Annotated in this window: 15 protein-coding genes; 4 read left to right on the top strand and 11 right to left on the bottom strand. The window is 59.7% G+C overall.

Translation table 11 applies throughout. The features are described 5' to 3' along the window. Positions 1 to 72: 72 nt before the first annotated feature. From GGQ73_RS17920 to mobB, 4 genes are read left to right on the top strand one after another with little or no spacing between them, the layout of a single operon-like run. On the top strand, positions 73 to 975 hold the full coding sequence (locus GGQ73_RS17920) for a DMT family transporter (RefSeq protein WP_183897298.1): 903 nt from the start codon (positions 73 to 75) through the stop codon (positions 973 to 975). Further along, entirely contained in the window at positions 972 to 2,198 is a 1,227-nt protein-coding gene (locus GGQ73_RS17915) for a multidrug effflux MFS transporter (protein WP_183897297.1), read from the top strand. Before GGQ73_RS17920 ends, GGQ73_RS17915 begins: the two co-directional genes overlap by 4 nt. Then, positions 2,198 to 2,827, top strand: a complete 630-nt coding sequence (mobA, locus tag GGQ73_RS17910; RefSeq protein ID WP_183897296.1) for a molybdenum cofactor guanylyltransferase MobA — start codon at positions 2,198 to 2,200, stop codon at positions 2,825 to 2,827. The genes GGQ73_RS17915 and mobA overlap by 1 nt, the downstream gene beginning before the upstream one ends. Beyond that, the gene (mobB, locus tag GGQ73_RS17905; RefSeq protein WP_183897295.1) at positions 2,824 to 3,336 is read left to right on the top strand and encodes a molybdopterin-guanine dinucleotide biosynthesis protein B; all 513 of its coding nucleotides are present in this window, start codon (positions 2,824 to 2,826) and stop codon (positions 3,334 to 3,336) included. Before mobA ends, mobB begins: the two co-directional genes overlap by 4 nt. 54 nt (positions 3,337 to 3,390) lie before the next feature. Here the strand turns inward: mobB and GGQ73_RS17900 are convergent, their stop codons facing one another. The 11 genes from GGQ73_RS17900 to GGQ73_RS17850 form a co-directional block, all read right to left on the bottom strand. Next, a complete protein-coding gene (locus GGQ73_RS17900) occupies positions 3,391 to 4,980 on the bottom strand; it encodes a peptidoglycan DD-metalloendopeptidase family protein (RefSeq protein WP_412762992.1) in 1,590 nt (529 codons plus the stop codon). A 298-nt stretch (positions 4,981 to 5,278) separates the two neighbouring features. Next, on the bottom strand, positions 5,279 to 5,932 hold the full coding sequence (locus tag GGQ73_RS17895) for a protein-L-isoaspartate(D-aspartate) O-methyltransferase (RefSeq protein ID WP_174152828.1): 654 nt from the start codon (positions 5,930 to 5,932) through the stop codon (positions 5,279 to 5,281). Further along, positions 5,929 to 6,705 carry a 5'/3'-nucleotidase SurE gene (surE, locus tag GGQ73_RS17890; RefSeq protein WP_174152827.1) on the bottom strand — a complete coding sequence of 259 codons (777 nt, stop codon included), beginning with the start codon at positions 6,703 to 6,705 and terminating at the stop codon, positions 5,929 to 5,931. Before surE ends, GGQ73_RS17895 begins: the two co-directional genes overlap by 4 nt. Before the next feature lie 20 nt (positions 6,706 to 6,725). Continuing rightward, positions 6,726 to 8,009: a serine--tRNA ligase gene (gene serS / locus GGQ73_RS17885; protein ID WP_183897294.1), complete on the bottom strand. Its 1,284-nt coding sequence runs from the start codon at positions 8,007 to 8,009 to the stop codon at positions 6,726 to 6,728. 92 nt (positions 8,010 to 8,101) lie between these two features. Beyond that, positions 8,102 to 8,914, bottom strand: a complete 813-nt coding sequence (gene tatC, locus GGQ73_RS17880; protein WP_174152825.1) for a twin-arginine translocase subunit TatC — start codon at positions 8,912 to 8,914, stop codon at positions 8,102 to 8,104. Continuing rightward, positions 8,911 to 9,771, bottom strand: coding sequence for a Sec-independent protein translocase protein TatB (tatB, locus tag GGQ73_RS17875; protein WP_183897293.1), 861 nt, complete (start codon positions 9,769 to 9,771; stop codon positions 8,911 to 8,913). Before tatB ends, tatC begins: the two co-directional genes overlap by 4 nt. A 62-nt stretch (positions 9,772 to 9,833) precedes the next feature. Continuing rightward, positions 9,834 to 10,070, bottom strand: coding sequence for a twin-arginine translocase TatA/TatE family subunit (locus GGQ73_RS17870; protein WP_174152823.1), 237 nt, complete (start codon positions 10,068 to 10,070; stop codon positions 9,834 to 9,836). A gap of 159 nt (positions 10,071 to 10,229) precedes the next feature. Further along, positions 10,230 to 10,880, bottom strand: coding sequence for an SMC-Scp complex subunit ScpB (gene scpB / locus GGQ73_RS17865; RefSeq protein ID WP_412762991.1), 651 nt, complete (start codon positions 10,878 to 10,880; stop codon positions 10,230 to 10,232). A gap of 70 nt (positions 10,881 to 10,950) precedes the next feature. Continuing rightward, entirely contained in the window at positions 10,951 to 11,781 is an 831-nt protein-coding gene (locus tag GGQ73_RS17860; RefSeq protein ID WP_183897291.1) for a segregation and condensation protein A, read from the bottom strand. A 50-nt stretch (positions 11,782 to 11,831) separates the two neighbouring features. Then, positions 11,832 to 12,848, bottom strand: coding sequence for a beta-N-acetylhexosaminidase (nagZ, locus tag GGQ73_RS17855; RefSeq protein WP_183897290.1), 1,017 nt, complete (start codon positions 12,846 to 12,848; stop codon positions 11,832 to 11,834). A 275-nt stretch (positions 12,849 to 13,123) separates the two neighbouring features. After that, positions 13,124 to 16,087: an SPOR domain-containing protein gene (locus GGQ73_RS17850; RefSeq protein WP_183897289.1), complete on the bottom strand. Its 2,964-nt coding sequence runs from the start codon at positions 16,085 to 16,087 to the stop codon at positions 13,124 to 13,126. Positions 16,088 to 16,135 lie beyond the last annotated feature (48 nt).

Here is a 16,135-nt window from a genome sequence, read left to right as displayed (position 1 = left end):
CTATTCTGTAAGAGGAGTGGGCGGAGTCGTACGACAGGCAGCAACGCCGTTCCGTATCTGGGATTTGGAATCATGGCATTGACGGACAATACCCGCGGCGCGTTGCTGATGGCGCTCGCGATGGCATGCTTTACGATCAATGACGCCTTCACCAAATCCGTCACGCCCTATATCAACACCGGCCAAATTCTGTTTGTTCGCGGTGTCATCACCTGCGTTCTCGTCTTTTTCATTGCCCGCCAAATGGGCGCCCTGCGTCCGCTGAAGACGATCATGCGGCCCATCATCCTGATGCGCTGTCTCTGTGAAGTCGCCGCATCTATCCTTTACCTGCGGGCGCTGGCCACCATGGGTTTCGCCAATGTGTCGGCCATCATGCAGTCATTGCCCCTTGCAGTCACGCTGGGTGCTGCCATTTTTCTGCGCGAGCCGGTCGGCTGGCGACGCTGGACCGCGATCCTCGTCGGCTTCATCGGCGTGCTGATTATCCTGCGGCCGGCTCCCGATGGCTTTACAACGGTTTCACTGCTCGTGGTGGGTGCCGTCTTCGTCACCGCGGGCCGCGATCTCCTGACCCGGCGCATGTATACCGATATTCCCTCGCTCACGGTGACGATGACCACCGCAGTCGTGAACACCATCTTTGGTGCGGCCCTGATCGTCCCCTTTGGCGGATGGCAACCGATGGACGTCTCTGTCTGGTTCCACCTCTTCGCTGCGGCCATTCTGGTCGTCATCGGCTATCAGGCCGTTATCCTGTCGATGCGCAGCGGCGACATCGCCTTTGTCGCGCCCTTCCGCTACACCAGCATGATCTGGGCCTTCTCCATCGGATATATCGTGTTTGGTGAGAAGATGACGCCGTGGATTTTGCTCGGTACGGCCATCATCGTCGCATCGGGCCTCTACACCTTCTACCGTGAAAGCAGGCGTAAGCAGCCACCGCTCGCAAAGACATCCACGAGAATACAATGACGACGGTCCGCTTCCTCGATAGATCAACCCCGCCGCATATCGCGACACTCGTGCTCGTTTCGGGCGTTGCCGCGCTCTGCATCAATATCTTCCTGCCGTCTCTGGCGGCAATGGCGGTGTATTTCGAAACCGATTACGCCGTCATGCAATTCGCCGTCTCGGGTTATCTGGCCGCGACCGCCGCCCTGCAACTGCTCATCGGTCCTCTGTCCGATCTCTACGGTAGACGTCCAGTGCTGCTGGCCTGCCTCTCGATCATGATCATTGCGACCGTGATCTGTGCAGTCGCTCCCAACATCACCGTCTTCATGATCGGTCGTCTGCTCCAGGCCGTCGTCGCCTCCGGATTTGTCCTGTCCCGTGCCATCGTGCGCGATATGGTGCCTGCGGACCGCGCAGCATCGATGATCGGCTATGTGACCATGGGGATGTCGGCTGTTCCTATGGTCGGCCCCACAATCGGCGGCGTCCTCAATGACATCGCCGGTTGGCAAGCCAGTTTCGTTCTCGTCGCATGCTGTGGCGTGGCCATGCTTCTTCTGGTCTTTTTCGACCTCGGAGAAACCAACCATGAGAAATCGGCGAGCTTTTCCGCGCAGTTCAAGGCCTGGCCGCAGCTTCTCCATTCCAAACGTTTCTGGGGCTATGCGCTGACCTCCACGTTTTCATCCGGCGTGTTCTTCTCGTTTCTGGGCGGCGCGCCTTTCGTAGGTAGCGTGCTCTACGAATTGACACCCGCCGTCCTCGGCATGCAGTTCTTTTTCATGGCGGGCGGCTATATGCTCGGAAACTTCCTGTCCGGCCGTTACGCACAGCGGGTGGGCATTTCCCGGATGATGCTGGCAGGAAACGGCATTGCCACTGCCGGTATCGTCGGGGCGATCGCCCTGCCCTTTCTCGGCCTCAACAGCCATTACGAGTTTTTCCTGCCACTCGCCCTGATCGGCGTGGGAAATGGCGTGACCTTGCCGAGCGCCAATGCTGGCATGGTGAACGTCCAGCCGCATCTGGCTGGTTCCGCGTCAGGCCTTGGTGGCGCGCTGACCATCGGCGGAGGAGCCGCACTTTCGGTGCTTGCCTCCTCGCTGCTCTCTAAGGAGGCGGGGACGACGCCCCTCTTGCTGATGATGTTGCTCAATGCGATGCTGGCGATTATGGCAAGCGCCTATACCGGCGTTCAGGAACGCCGACACCATCAGGACATGCAGCAAGGCAAAGCGTGATGACATCGAGACAAGCCACACCCGGCCTCATCCTGGCGGGCGGTCTTTCCAGACGCATGGGCACGAACAAGGCGCTGAGCCAACTTGGCGGCAAGCCGTTGTTGACCCACGTCATCGAGCGCGTCCATCCTCAGGTTTCCAAACTCGCCCTCAATGCAGCGGAGGCCTGGGCACAGACGTTCGAACTGCCGCTGGTGCCCGATACAAAGGCCGGTCACGCCGGTCCGCTAGCAGGCATTCTTGCCGGCATGCGTTACTTCGCCAACCACGCTGCGCAGGCATCGCATATCCTGACCGTTCCCGCCGACAGTCCGTTCTTCCCCGACGACCTGTCATCGCGCCTCGCGGATCACATCATGCAGGAGGACGCCATCGTCATCGCCGCGTCCAGCGGTCATGTCCATCCGGTATTCGGTCTGTGGCCCGTCTCCATCGCAGATGATCTGGAACACTGGCTGGCGGATGACAACAACCGCCGCATCCGCAGCTTCTTGGCGCGGCATCACACGCTGGGTGTGACCTTTGCCACGCTCGAAAGCGAAACCGCGTCCATCGACCCGTTCTACAACATCAATACGCCGGATGAGCTCGCCACAGCCGAGACTTTTTTGAGAAGCATGTCCGTATGACCCAAAAAGTATTTGGTATTTCCGGCTGGAAGAATTCAGGCAAGACAGGACTCGCCGTCCGCATCGTCACGGAGTTGACGGCGCGAGGCTACCGCGTCTCCACGATCAAGCATGCACACCATGATTTCGATATCGACAAGGTCGGTGCCGATAGCTGGCGGCACAGACAGGCAGGCGCGCATGAAGTGACCATCGTCTCTGGCACCCGCTTTGCCATCATGCACGAACTCCGCGGAGGCCCGGAGCCATCCTTCGCCGACATCCTCTCGCGGATCGCGCCTTGCGATCTGGTCCTGATCGAGGGCTACAAATACGAACCCGTTTCCAAGATCGAGGCACGTCGGCTGGAGGCGGCAAAGACGGAGCCGCTCGCCCCATCCGATCCGCACATCATCGCCATCGCTGCCGATCATGCCATCGTTGACACGGCGTTGCCGGTATTTGATCTCGACGATACGGCCACGATTGCAGACTTCATCGAACGCACGGTCGGGCTGACGAGACCCTGAAACGAAAAAAAGCCGGGCGTTGACCCGGCTTTTTCCATTCCTGAGACGCAATACCTACTCGAGGAAAGAGGATGGGTTCACCGGTGTGGCGTCCTTGCGGACTTCGAAGTGAACCTGTGGACGCTTTGCGCTGCCCGTCATGCCGGACGTTGCAACGGTCTGGCCGCGCTGAACCTTCTGGCCACGCTGGACCTCCAGATTGGCAGCGTTGCCGTAAACCGTGACGCGGCCATCGTCGTGACGGATAAGGACGGTGTTGCCGAGCTGCTTCAAGCCGTTGCCGGAGTAGATGACGACACCGTTTTCAGCGGCCTTGATCGGCGTACCCTCGGGCACGGAGATGTTGATGCCATCGTTGCGGCTGCCATCGACGTTTTCACCGAAACCGGAGATCACAGCGCCGCGAACCGGCCAGCGATATTTGCCGATACCCGTCGACTCCGGCGCAATCGACGCCATGTCCGACTTCTTCTCAACGTCGCTGACGCTGGCGTCTGCGGCTGGCGCCTTCGGTGCCTCGACCTTCGCCGTCGCCACCGGTGCTTCGACTGGCTTGGTGGCCGCCGGCGCCTGATGCTGAACCGATGCCGTCTTGATGCCATCGGTGCCGGCACCTGGGATTTTCAACGTCTGGCCGATACGAACGCTGCCATCGGTAATTCCGTTTGCAGCCTTCAGGTCGGCGACCGAGACGCCATTTGCGCGAGCGATCTTGGCAAGGCTGTCGCCTGCCTGAACCTTGTAGCCACCAGCTGGCGGAAGTGGCTTGCCGCCGGGAGGCGTCAACTTGCCAGCGTCTGCCGAAGCCTTGTCGCGCGCCGCACCTTGGCTTGGTAGAACGGCCACGTTCTGCTCGGGACCACGCGTCGGTGTCGGGCTGTTGTTGTTCTTGCTGAGGTCGATATTGCCGGATGCAGCGCGGGCTGCGTTGCGGGACTGACCGAACTTCGGAATGATGATCGACTGGCCGGGTGCCGCAGCAGATGCGCTGGACAGACCATTGGCCTGAAGCAATGCCTTCTCGGGTACGCCATAGCGCTTGGACAGCGTTGCGATGGTCTCACCCGATCTCAACGTGACCGAAGACGCACCATCGGTGTGCCAGCCATTGTCGGCGGCCTTGATGGAGCCTGTCGAGAGATTGTCCGCACCATTGCTCTGCACGCGGGCCGAGGCCATGGAAGGCGCCGAATTCGACCGCGCCGAGGGCATTGGCTGCGCCATCGCTTCGTTACGCGTGGCAGGCTCGCGGCGGCTGGACGGCGATGGAGCCGAAAGCTCCTGACGTTGAACAGATGCCGAAGACGAGGCTACGCGTGCAGAAGAGGGCTGAACCGAACCATAGCCGCCATTGGATGCCGGATAAGGCTGGTTCATCGCCGTATTCTGGTTGGCGTAGCCACCCTGCGGCGCAGAGGCGGCATAGCCACCGCCGTTGTTCATGTCGTTCTGCGGAACGGGCGCAGGTACAGCACCGCCGCGCGAAGGAATGGATGCAGTCGTCATTTGGTCTGGTCCGCTGGAAAACAGGCCGCCAAATCGCGTGGCGTCCGAACTACAACCCGTTGCGACGCTTGCCAGCAATGCCGCTGCGAACATCTTTGCGACTGATTTTCCGATTTTAGGCGAATTACTCATACGCATGACTCGATCTACACTGACGCCAACCGCCGCATCGGGATCGATCCGGCTGAAAATTACACTCTGCAAGGCCCCTCTCCCGAGTTGGGAAAACCATGCGTTGATGGAGATGATTAAAGCGCGTTAGTGTTACCACGCCGTTAAAACGTCATGCGATTTTGATGTTTTTTGACACTTCGATAACCATGACAGGGTGCTGAAATCCCTGTTCCACAGGCGTTTACGGCTAAAAATATTTTTCAATGACTGCGTTGCTCAAAATGAAGCCCATACGCACCCGACATGACCGGGTTTCATTTTGTCACAGGTACCGCGCAATGTGCGGTTCGATTGGCAGATAAGGCGTCTCGAATATTTCCTCACGCTCGAATCGGCTGCCCGTCTTGGAAAAACGGGTCATGACGCAGCGTCCGTCTTCCAACAGGATCGGCGCGATCATCATGCCGCCTGACACGATCTGCTCGGTAAAAAAGCGTGGCATATCGGTAAAGGCAGCTGTGGAGATGATTCGGTCGAACGTGCCCTCGCCCATCAGACCATTCATGCCATCGGCCTGCCTGATCACCACATTGCGAATGCCGAGATCATCCATGCGGTTCTGCGCCATTTGCACCAGCGTCTTGTAACGGTCGATCGAAACGACCCGTTCCGAACGCCGCCCCATCACCGCCGTCATGAAACCGCTGCCAGTACCGATTTCCAAAATCCGCTGGCCGGGCTTGACCTGAAGCCGGTGAACGAGCTTCACCGCCATATCGGCGCTTTCCATGAACGCACCGCAATCGATGGGGATGGTCCGACTGGAATAGGCGTCCGCTGCAAATTGCGCGGGCACGAATTGCGAACGCGGGCACTGCTCAACCGCCGTCAACAGGTCGATATCGGAAATGCCTTCGGCTCTTAACCTCAACACCAGGGCGGCGAAGCCCTCTTTCTCGACCATTGCAGACTTCAACCTTGCACTCCAAGTCCAAGCGCTTTTTCCACGCGATCTTTTACCGTGTAATCCGTCATATCAAGCTTGAGCGGCGTTACCGAGATACGGCCATCCCTGACAGCGTGAATATCGGTGCCTTCGAGAAAATCGCCCAGTCGCTCGCCGAAGCGCAGCCAGTAATAGGGCAGACCCCGTCCATCCTGACGCTGCTCGACATTCATGCCGAAATCAAGCTTACCCTGCCCCGTCACGCTCACGCCCTTCACATCGGCGGGAGCGCAGTTGGGGAAGTTGAGATTGAGAAATGTTTCGGCTGGAAGATCGACATCGATCAGTTTGCGGATAAGATCAGGGGCATGGGTCTCAGCCACCTCCCAGGGAACGATGCGCTCTGCATGGCCGGTGTGGGCATAAGCCTGACTGAGCGCAAAGGAGCGAACGCCCTGGAGCGTGCCTTCTATGGCACCGGCAATGGTCCCGGAATAGGTCACGTCGTCGGCCATGTTGGCACCGGAATTGACACCCGAAAGAACCAGATCCGGCTTGCCCGGCAGCACTTCGCGGACACCCATGATCACGCAGTCGGTGGGTGTCCCACGCAGGGCAAAATGCTTGTCAGAAATCTTGCGCAGACGCAGAGGCTCCGAGAGCGTCAGAGAATGGGCAAGCCCGCTCTGGTCCGTTTCCGGCGCGACAATCCAGACGTCATCTGAAATGGTTCGGGCAATGCGCTCAAGCACTGCCAGTCCCTCGGCATGAATGCCGTCATCATTGGTCAGCAAAATCCGCATGAAACGTCCTCTCCGGTCTATCAGGCAGCCTTTTCGATCCGCGTCAGGCCGCCCATGTAAGGCAGCAGCACGTCCGGAACGGTCACCGAACCATCTTCGTTCAGATAGTTCTCCAGAACGGCGATCAGGCAGCGGCCGACAGCCGTGCCCGAGCCATTGAGCGTGTGCACGAACTTCGTCGCCTTCTCACCCTTGGCGCGGTAGCGCGCATCCATGCGCCGCCCCTGGAAATCGCCACAGACCGAGCAGGACGAGATTTCGCGGTAGGTATCCTGCCCGGGAAGCCAGACTTCGAGGTCGTAGGTCTTGCGCGCGCCAAAGCCCATGTCGCCGGTGCACAGCGTCATGGTGCGGAAATGCAAGCCGAGGCGCTTCAGCACCTCTTCGGCGCAGGCCGTCATGCGCTCATGTTCCTCGATCGCGCTTTCGGCATCGGTGATCGACACGAGTTCGCATTTCCAGAACTGGTGCTGGCGCAGCATGCCGCGTGTATCGCGACCGGCAGAACCGGCCTCAGAGCGGAACGATGGGGTCAGCGCGGTAAAGCGCAGCGGCAGCTTTTCAGCGTCGAGAATTTCACCGGCGACAAGGTTCGTCAGCGTCACCTCGGCTGTTGGAATGAGCCAGCGGCCATCGGTCGTCCTGAACAAATCCTCGGCAAACTTCGGAAGCTGGCCGGTGCCATACATCGCCTCGTCGCGCACCATCAGCGGCGAAGATACTTCCGTGTAGCCATGCTCGCTGGTGTGCAGGTCGATCATGAACTGCCCAAGCGCGCGCTCCAGCCGGGCGATCTGATTGGTCAGCACCGTAAAGCGCGATCCCGACAGTTTTGCCGCGCGGTCGAAATCCATGTAGCCGAGAGCCTCACCGATTTCGTAATGTTCCTTGGCGGGATGGTTCCAGCCGGGCTTCTGGCCAACAACGCGGGCAACGATGTTGTCGTGCTCGTCCTTGCCCTGCGGCACGTCATCGAAAGGCAGGTTGGGAATGCGCGACAGGGCGTCGGTCAGTTCCGCCGACACCTGACGGTCCTCTTCCTCAAGGCGCGGCATGCTCTCCTTGATGTCGGCGACTTCGGCCTTCAGCTTTTCGGCAAGCTCGGCATTCTTCTGGGCCATCGCCGCGCCGATTTCCTTGGATGCCGCGTTGCGGCGCGACTGCATGTCCTGCAGCGTCTGGATCACGGAACGGCGCTTTTCATCAAGTGCAATCAACGACGCGGATTGCGGCTCGGCGTTGCGCCTGGCAAGGCCAGCATCGAAGGCTTCAGGGTTTTCGCGTATCCATTTAATATCGTGCATCGTGGTTCCAGACCGTAATTTGCATCATGTTTTGAAAAACAAAACGCCGGGACATGAGGCCCGGCGTCTGAAGAAGATCCTGGCGGAAACCGTCAGTCCTCACTGGAATCCTCAAGCTCACGGCCTGCATTTTCCTCAGCGCGCTTCTTCTCCACGAGTCGAGCCAAATGTATGGAAATCTCGTAGAGAAGGATCGCGGGCAACGCAAGACCGATCTGGGACATGGGATCCGGCGGCGTCAGCACGGCTGCAACCACGAAGGCACCGACGATCGCGAATTTGCGCTTTTCCCTGAGCCATTGGCTGGTCAGCAAGCCGACCCGCGCCAGAAGCGTGGTGACCACCGGCAACTGGAATACCAGACCAAAGGACAGCACCAGCGTCATGATGAGGCTGAGATACTCCGACACCTTCGGCATCAGCGAAATCGCGACCTCACCATCCTCGGGCAATTGCTGCATGGCGAGGAAGAACCACATGACCATGGGCGTGAAGAAGAAATAGACGAGCGCACCACCAAGCAGAAACAGCAGAGGAGACGCGATCAGAAACGGCAGAAAGGCTGCACGTTCGTTCTTGTAGAGACCTGGCGCCACGAATTTGTAGAGCTGAGAAGCAATGACCGGAAACGAAATGACCAGCGCGCCGAACATCGCGACCTTGATCTGGGTGAAGAAGAATTCTTGTGGCGCGGTATAGATGAGCGAAGACTTGGCGACATCAAGCCCGGCCCAGATCACAGCCCATTTGTAGGGAATGACCAACAGGTTGAACAGCTGCTTGGCGAAAGCGAAGCAACCGATGAAGGCAATGAAGAAAGCGCCAAGCGACCAGATCAGCCGCGTGCGCAGCTCCATGAGGTGTTCGATAAGCGGCTGTGGCTTATCTCCGATATCGGCACTCATGCTTCACCCTTTTTGGCTTTGGCCGTCTTTGCTGTTTTTGCGGGTGTAACCGACGCCGCCATGTCTGGATCGGTCTTTTTCACCACCGCTTTGGCTCTGTCGACCATCGGCTTTCCCGCCGCGACTGTCGCCTTAGCGGCCTTGACCTTTGTTACTTTTGCCGCGACCTCGGTCAGAACAGCCGGTTGAGCGCTTTTGGGTGCAACGGGCTTGTCACTGGCCGTTTTTGCGGCCTCCGTCTTGGCCGAAACGGTCCTTGTGGCACGCTTGGGTTTCGCAACCACCTTTTCAGCTTCGGCTTCCTGAACGGATTTCGGAGATGCCGACTTGCGTATGGTCCGTGGCTTTTGCTCGGTTTCTGCGACGACGACGGGGGCCGCGGCGTCCGTAGGCGCTACGCTTGCAGTGGCCGCAGTTGCAGGACCGACCGCCGTGACCGCAGCGGCAGCCTGCGTGGCGATGGCAGGCGGGCCATCGGGGAGTTTCATGTCAGGCTCGGCCAGGCTGACCGCTGGTGCACCGGCAGGCGCGCTGGTCGCCGGAGAGCTTGCCGGGGTCGTTGCCCCCTTCAAATCAGCCCTGATCTCATTGCCCAGCTGGCGAAGCGGGTTCATCGCATCGCGGATCGAATTCGTCGGGTTCAGATTACGGACGTCGGATATCGTCTGACGAACGTCGTCCATATCGGCTTCTTTCAAAGCCTCGTCGAATTGGCTGCGGAAATCGCCGGCCATCTTGCGCAAACCGGCCATCGTCTTACCGAAAGCGCGGATCATGGGCGGCAAGTCTTTCGGGCCAACGACAACGATCAATACGACCGCAATCACCAGAAGCTCGCTCCAGCCGATATCAAACATCATAAAGCTCCTGACACGCGCAGTGTCGCGAAGCGGCTTTCAGCACCGCACCGCAAAATCGATTACTTGAGCTCGTCAGCCTTGTGGTCGACCGTCCGTGTGTGGACAGGAGGGGCCGGATCTTGCGTGGTGTCGTGGTCTGCCGGACGCGGTGTGCCGTCTTCGTCAGCCATGCCCTTCTTGAAGCTCTTGATACCCTTTGCAACATCGCCCATCAGTTCCGGAATCTTGCCGCGACCAAACAGGACCAGCACGATCACCAGAACGATCAGCCAATGCCACACACTAAAAGAACCCATAACGCAAACTCCCTGAATTTTGCTTTGAACCGATGTAAGACGTTTGCGAAGGTTTTTCAAACACCAAAATGGCTATTCAACAAACGAAGAGCCACTATAAATCTGGGAATTGACAAATGTTGGCAACTCTTTGTGATTGCGGCGACAAGTGAACAGGCCTCAGCGGTCCGGCTCGTCACCGCTGGGCGCCAGCAGTCCCAGTTCTTCAAGGTCGAGTTGGGTGATCGGATCTTCGTCCTCCGTGAGTTCGTCGCTCATCGAAGGCAATGGAATGCCGAAATTCGAGGGTATCCGGCCAGACAGCAGCCCTGCCCCCTTCAACTCGTCCAACCCCGGCAGATCGCGCAATTCCTCCAGCCCAAAATGATCGAGAAAGTCCACCGTCGTCCCCATGGTGACAGGACGTCCCGGCGTTCTTCGCCGCCCGCGAAACCGCACCCAGCCCGCTTCCATCAGAACGTCAAGCGTCCCACGCGATGTCTGCACGCCCCGGATTTCCTCGATCTCGGCCCGTGTTACCGGCTGGTGATAGGCAATGATCGCCAAGACTTCCAAGGCAGCCCGTGACAGCTTTTTCTGCTCCTTCTCGTCCATGCGACTGACAAAGGAAAGATCGCCCGCCGTTCTGAAAGCCCACTGCCCACCCACCTGAATGAGATTGACGCCGCGCTCCGAATAGAGGCCCTTCAGCTTCCACATCAGCGCGGCCACATCGACGCCCTTCGGCAAACGTTCGGCAATAAAGGCTTCCGATACGGGCTGCGCCGAAGCAAAGACCAGAGCCTCTGCAATGCGTTCGGCATCCTTCATCTGCCGCTCGGTGATCGCTGGTTCTGCTCCCGCATCACTCGTGACGACGTCGTCCTCATCCGCATCCCGCTCATTCGACATCTCTAGTCCTTTCACGGCCAGCGCCCTTGCGCATGAAGATCGGCTGGAACGCGCCGTCCTGGCGGATTTCCAGCGATCCCTCGCGCACCAGTTCCAGCGATGCGGCGAAGGCACTTGCCATTGCCGTGGCGCGCATGGAGGGGTCGGCAACATATTGCAGCAGATAACGATCCAGCTCGGTCCATTCGCCGATCTCGCCTAGCATGGAGGTCAAAAGCTCACGGGCATCGACCAGCGACCAGACCTGCCGTTTTTCGATTGTGACCTGGGTAATGGCCTGACGCTGGCGAAGATTGGCATAGGCGCTCAGAAAGTCATAAAGGCTAGCCTCGAAGGACGAGCGGCTTTTATGGGGGATGTGTTCCGGCGCGCCACGCGCGAAGACGTCGCGGCCCAGGTGGTGGCGGTTGACCAGCCGCTCGGCAGCCTCGCGCATGGCTTCCAGCCGCTTGAGCCTAAAGGCAAGCGTTGCCGCCATTTCCTCGCCGCTCGGGCCGTCATCCTTGCTTTGCTGCGGAATGAGAAGCTTCGACTTGAGGAAGGCGAGCCACGCTGCCATCACCAGATAGTCGGCGGCCAGTTCGATGCGCACGCGCCTCGCCTGTTCAACGAAGACAAGGTATTGCTCGGCCAGTGCCAGCACGGAGATGCGGGACAGATCTACCTTTTGCGTCCGGGCGAGATGCAGCAACAAGTCGAGCGGGCCTTCAAAGCCCGCCACATCGATCATGAAAGCCGCTTCGCCGGTGGCACGCTCGGACTTGATATCCTCCCAGAGCTTTTCCATCGGAGCGCCGCCGCGCGATTTATCTGTCGCCATTCATTCCGTCCACCCGGCCCGTCAATGGAAGACGCCGGCTGGATCGCCTGTCAGGCAACCGTCAGCATGGCGTTGAACTCGTCTCTGAGGGCAGCCTCATCGCCCCCATCAGCCACCGGAAATCCGGTTTCGACGGCACGAACGCGCTCCAGAGTTTTGCCGGAAAGAACAGGAACCTCTTTCACGACCTGCAGCATTTCATCCATCACGCCGTTGCAATGCAAGACCATATCGCAGCCACCCGCAACAATATTGGCGGCGCGTTCGCCAAGCGTGCCTTTCAAGGCGTTCATCGAGCTGTCGTCGGAGATGAGCAGGCCATCGAAACCCAGGCGACCGCGAATGATCTCATTGATGACGATGGGCGATGTGGTGGCCGGGCGCTCAGCGTCGATGGCGGTAAACACCAGATGCGCGCTCATCGCCATCAGTTCCTTGTTCAAGGCGCGAAACGGCACGAAGTCATGCGCATCCAGCTCGTCCAGGGGCACATCGACCACCGGCAGGTCATGATGCGAATCGACCAGACCTCGCCCATGGCCGGGAATGTGCTTCATCACCGGCAGCATACCACCCGCCTTCAACCCATCGGCGGCCGCCTGCCCCATGGCCGCCACCAGCGCCGGATCGAACCCGTAGGCACGGTTGCCGATGACGTTACTCGCGCCTTCTACCGGCACGTCCAGCACAGGCAGGCAATCCACAGTGATACCAAGCTTCATCAGATCAAACGCATGCAGGCGGGACATCAGCCACGCCGCGCGCAAACCCTGCTTCGGGTCACGCAGGTAGATTTCGCCCAGCGCCTGCGCATTGGGATAGGATTGGAGTATCGGCGGGCGGATGCGTTGTACGCGGCCACCTTCCTGATCGATCATCACCGGCGCATCGGCTCTGCCAACGGCATCACGCATGGAGGTGACCAGATCCTTGATTTGGTTGATATCACCGATGTTGCGCCCGAACAGAATGAAGCCCCAGGGCTGCTCGGCCTTGTACAGCGCGATCTCGTCCGGCGTCAGGGTCAGGCCGCTACAGCCAAGGATCATAGCTTTCGTTTCAGTCATGGATCTGTCCTGCTTGAAAAATCGATAAGACATAAAAAGCCAGACTCGAGAACCATATCGGGCGGAACACCTCCACCATCTCCGCCGTCATCCTCGGGCTTGACCCGAGGATTTACGAACGGCAGCGGCATCATCTCACTGACGAAGAGTGGGTGGAGACGGCATCAGATCCTCAGGTTAAGCCCGAGGATGACGGACGATAGGGACGAAGCCTTCCAACGATCAAGGCCGAAACCGCAAAGCGGTCCCGGCCTATGGTTTCAATCACCCCGAAATCATCGGGCGATAAGGCAGCTGCCGCCAGCGGAGCGGAAGCGCTCGCACAGGGCTGCGGCTTCGTTCTTGTCCCCGGCTGGAATGCGCACGCGATAGAAGGTGCCCTTGCCAGCGATGTCGGCGGCCTTGATGTCCACACCTCGGCCGCCGATGACGGAACCGAACTTCGCGGACAGGTTCTGGTACGACTTCTGGGCTTCTGCCTGGCTTGGAAGCGAGGCAACCTGGATGAAATAGCCGCCCGCAGATGACGCATTCGTGGCCGGTGTCGGAGCAGCTGCAGTTTCCTGCGCAGGCTGCGAAGGCGGTGCAGGGCGAACGTTACCCTGGGTGGTGACAGCAGCCGTGACAGTGGTCGGCTGAGACGCTGGACGGGACGCAGGCATCGGCGCCGCCGTCTGTGCAGGTTTCGGCGCTGCTGCGACAGGTGCCTCAGTCCGTGGCTGCTGGGCAGGCGGCTCCGGCGAAACGGCAACACGTGAGGCGGAAATCACGGCAGGTGCACGTTCAGCAGCAGCCGTTGTCTGAGGTGCTGCAAGTTCGTCAACGCGGTCGGCCTGCGGCGCAGATGGTGTGGCCGGAGCCGGGACGTCCTGCGCAACCAGTGTGCCATCAGGCTTGACGATCATCGTGCGGACCTTGCGCGGCGAAACATTGACCGGCGAACCGCCCTGATTTTCAGCTGGACGCGCCGTCTCGTCTGGCGACAGCAGGCGTGGATCTTCTGTCTCGCCAACCGGGGTCGACGCAACCGCATCCATGTCTTCGTTCTCGCCCTCAAGCGGCAACTGCTCTGGAATCAGCGTGCGCTGAACGACATCCACGGGCTGCTCGTCGGAGGAAATCAGCGAAGACTGTTTTGGGTCAGCGGGTGCCCCACCAGCGACACGGTTATAAACCGCCTTGTCCTGGTTCGGAACGACACGCCCGCCAGGGTTGTCAGGCACGACCTTGGTCGGCTCGCTATCGGCGGAAATGATAACCGGCGCGCCGTTGGAGCCGGAGTTCAAAGAACCGCCGGTTATCAAAGCATAGGTGCCTCCGCCAATCAGAAGAACGCCGACAGCGGCAGCCATCGGTACGAACCAGCGGCGCGCACTGCCCCGATCTTCGTCGTCGCTGTAACGAACGGGCTGGGTAATCGCTGCGCGGGCAATGTGCTCGCCGGACGAGCGCGTTTCGGCCGCCTCTTCCATGCTGCGACGGAAATCCTGCTCCAGCGCACGTTCGAACTCATCGACCTCTTCCTGCGTCGGCTGCAACTGGCCTGAAACCGGGCGGCCATCGGCGGTCTTATGACGGTCAAGACCACCTGTCGCCGCAGGAGCAAAAAGCGAAGCCAGTTCGGTATCGAGATCAAGATCTTCTTCCTGTCGACGCGGCGCAGGCTTTGGCTCGAACACGCTCATCGGAAGTTCGGGAACTTCCATTTCAGTGATGGTTTCCGGCTGGTCTTCCGTCTCGCCGATCTGCGATGGATCGAAAGGAAGGCTTTCGAGTGTCGCAGGAGGTGCGGCGACGACAGGCGCTACAGGACGCGACGCTTCCTGTTTGACGACCGGTGGCGCAACGGGTTCAGCACGCACGGTTGCGGCCGCAACTGCTGCGGAAATAGGCGCGACAAATGGCTTTGGCTGTACCGGAGCCTGCGCGACAGGTGCAGGCTCCGCAGCGGGTGCACGCGTCGGTTCCGGTGCAACGGCGACATCGATATTGGCAATCTCGGACAGATCGATATCGAAATCGATATCATCGAGAGCCAGCTCGAAATCATCATCGTTGAACGTATCGAAATCGTTCAGATCCGGCTCGGATTTCGCGATGGTCTGGACAACCGGCGGCTCAACCCGCGCAAGCGCAGGCGGCTGCGTGACCGCAGGCGGCACAACCGAAACAACCGGCTCGATGCGAGCGGACGGCATCGTCGTGGCTGCTTCCTTGCTGCTGATTTCGTATTTTGCCACATCGTAGATCAGCTCATCCATCGCCGAAAGCTTCAGCCCGGCTGGAATGGCAGGTTCGATATGGTTGGCAGGAGCGGCAAGCGGCCGTGTGAACTCGGCGGAAACGGGCGCCTCAACGACCTGCTTCGCCGGCGACGCGGCGACGACAGGTGCCGGGCGTGGTGCTCCGAAATTTGCCAGCGGCAGGCGAAGGCTGGAATAATCAAGCGAAGAACGGCGGGCAATCGGTGCAGGCGCCTGCGACGGCGCAACCGGTGCATCGGCCACGGACATTTCGAGTTCGCTGATGAGATCGACAGGCGAACCGCCCGATGTCTCCGCCATGCGCTCCCAATCGGCATCCTGGGCGAGAACGGGTGCAATGTCGTGCGGTGCAGGCGTATCTTCGACGGGACGTGCGTAGACCGGCTCAACGGCAGGCTGCTCTTGATACAACACAGGTTCGGCGTCAGCGACCAGTTCTTCGACCTGAGCACCAGCAGACATATCTTCGAAAACCGGCTCGTCCGCCTGATGGACTGTCCCGCGGTGAGACACGTCAAACAGGGCGGCAACAGACGCAGGATCATCGCTGAAATCGTCACGCAGATTGCTGGCTACAGCGCTATCGGCGCTGTGCTCTGCGACCAGATACTCTTCCGTGTCGGCAGGCGCATACTGCTCCACCGGCTGAATTTCAGGCTCCTTGCGGGCAAAGACGGATTCGACTCGCTGCATGAACTCACCGGCGGGAACCGGCGATGGGCGCACGTCGTTCGCTGCGTCGAGAACGACGGGATCGTGACGCGGAGAATCGTAAATGGCGAACTCGCGAAGCAACTCGTCTTCGAGATTGAATTCAGGCTCCCGACGCTGCCCAGCCTGCTGTGAAACCGGCGCAGCAACGTGGGATGGCCGATCCTCTTGCCCCACAAGACGCGCCAATTGCGCTAGAGGATCGTTGTCGTCGAACTGTTCTGTCCGGCTTTCCCGGTTATACGCGACATTTTTATCGACCATTACGTGTTCCACCATCTACGCGTCAAAGCTCTGCCAGCGTATTGTGAG

The organism is Rhizobium skierniewicense (assembly GCF_014196515.1).
Taxonomy (GTDB): domain Bacteria; phylum Pseudomonadota; class Alphaproteobacteria; order Rhizobiales; family Rhizobiaceae; genus Agrobacterium; species Agrobacterium skierniewicense.
The sequence above is the reverse complement of the archived record's forward strand: the minus strand, read 5'-3'. Positions and strand labels throughout refer to the sequence as shown.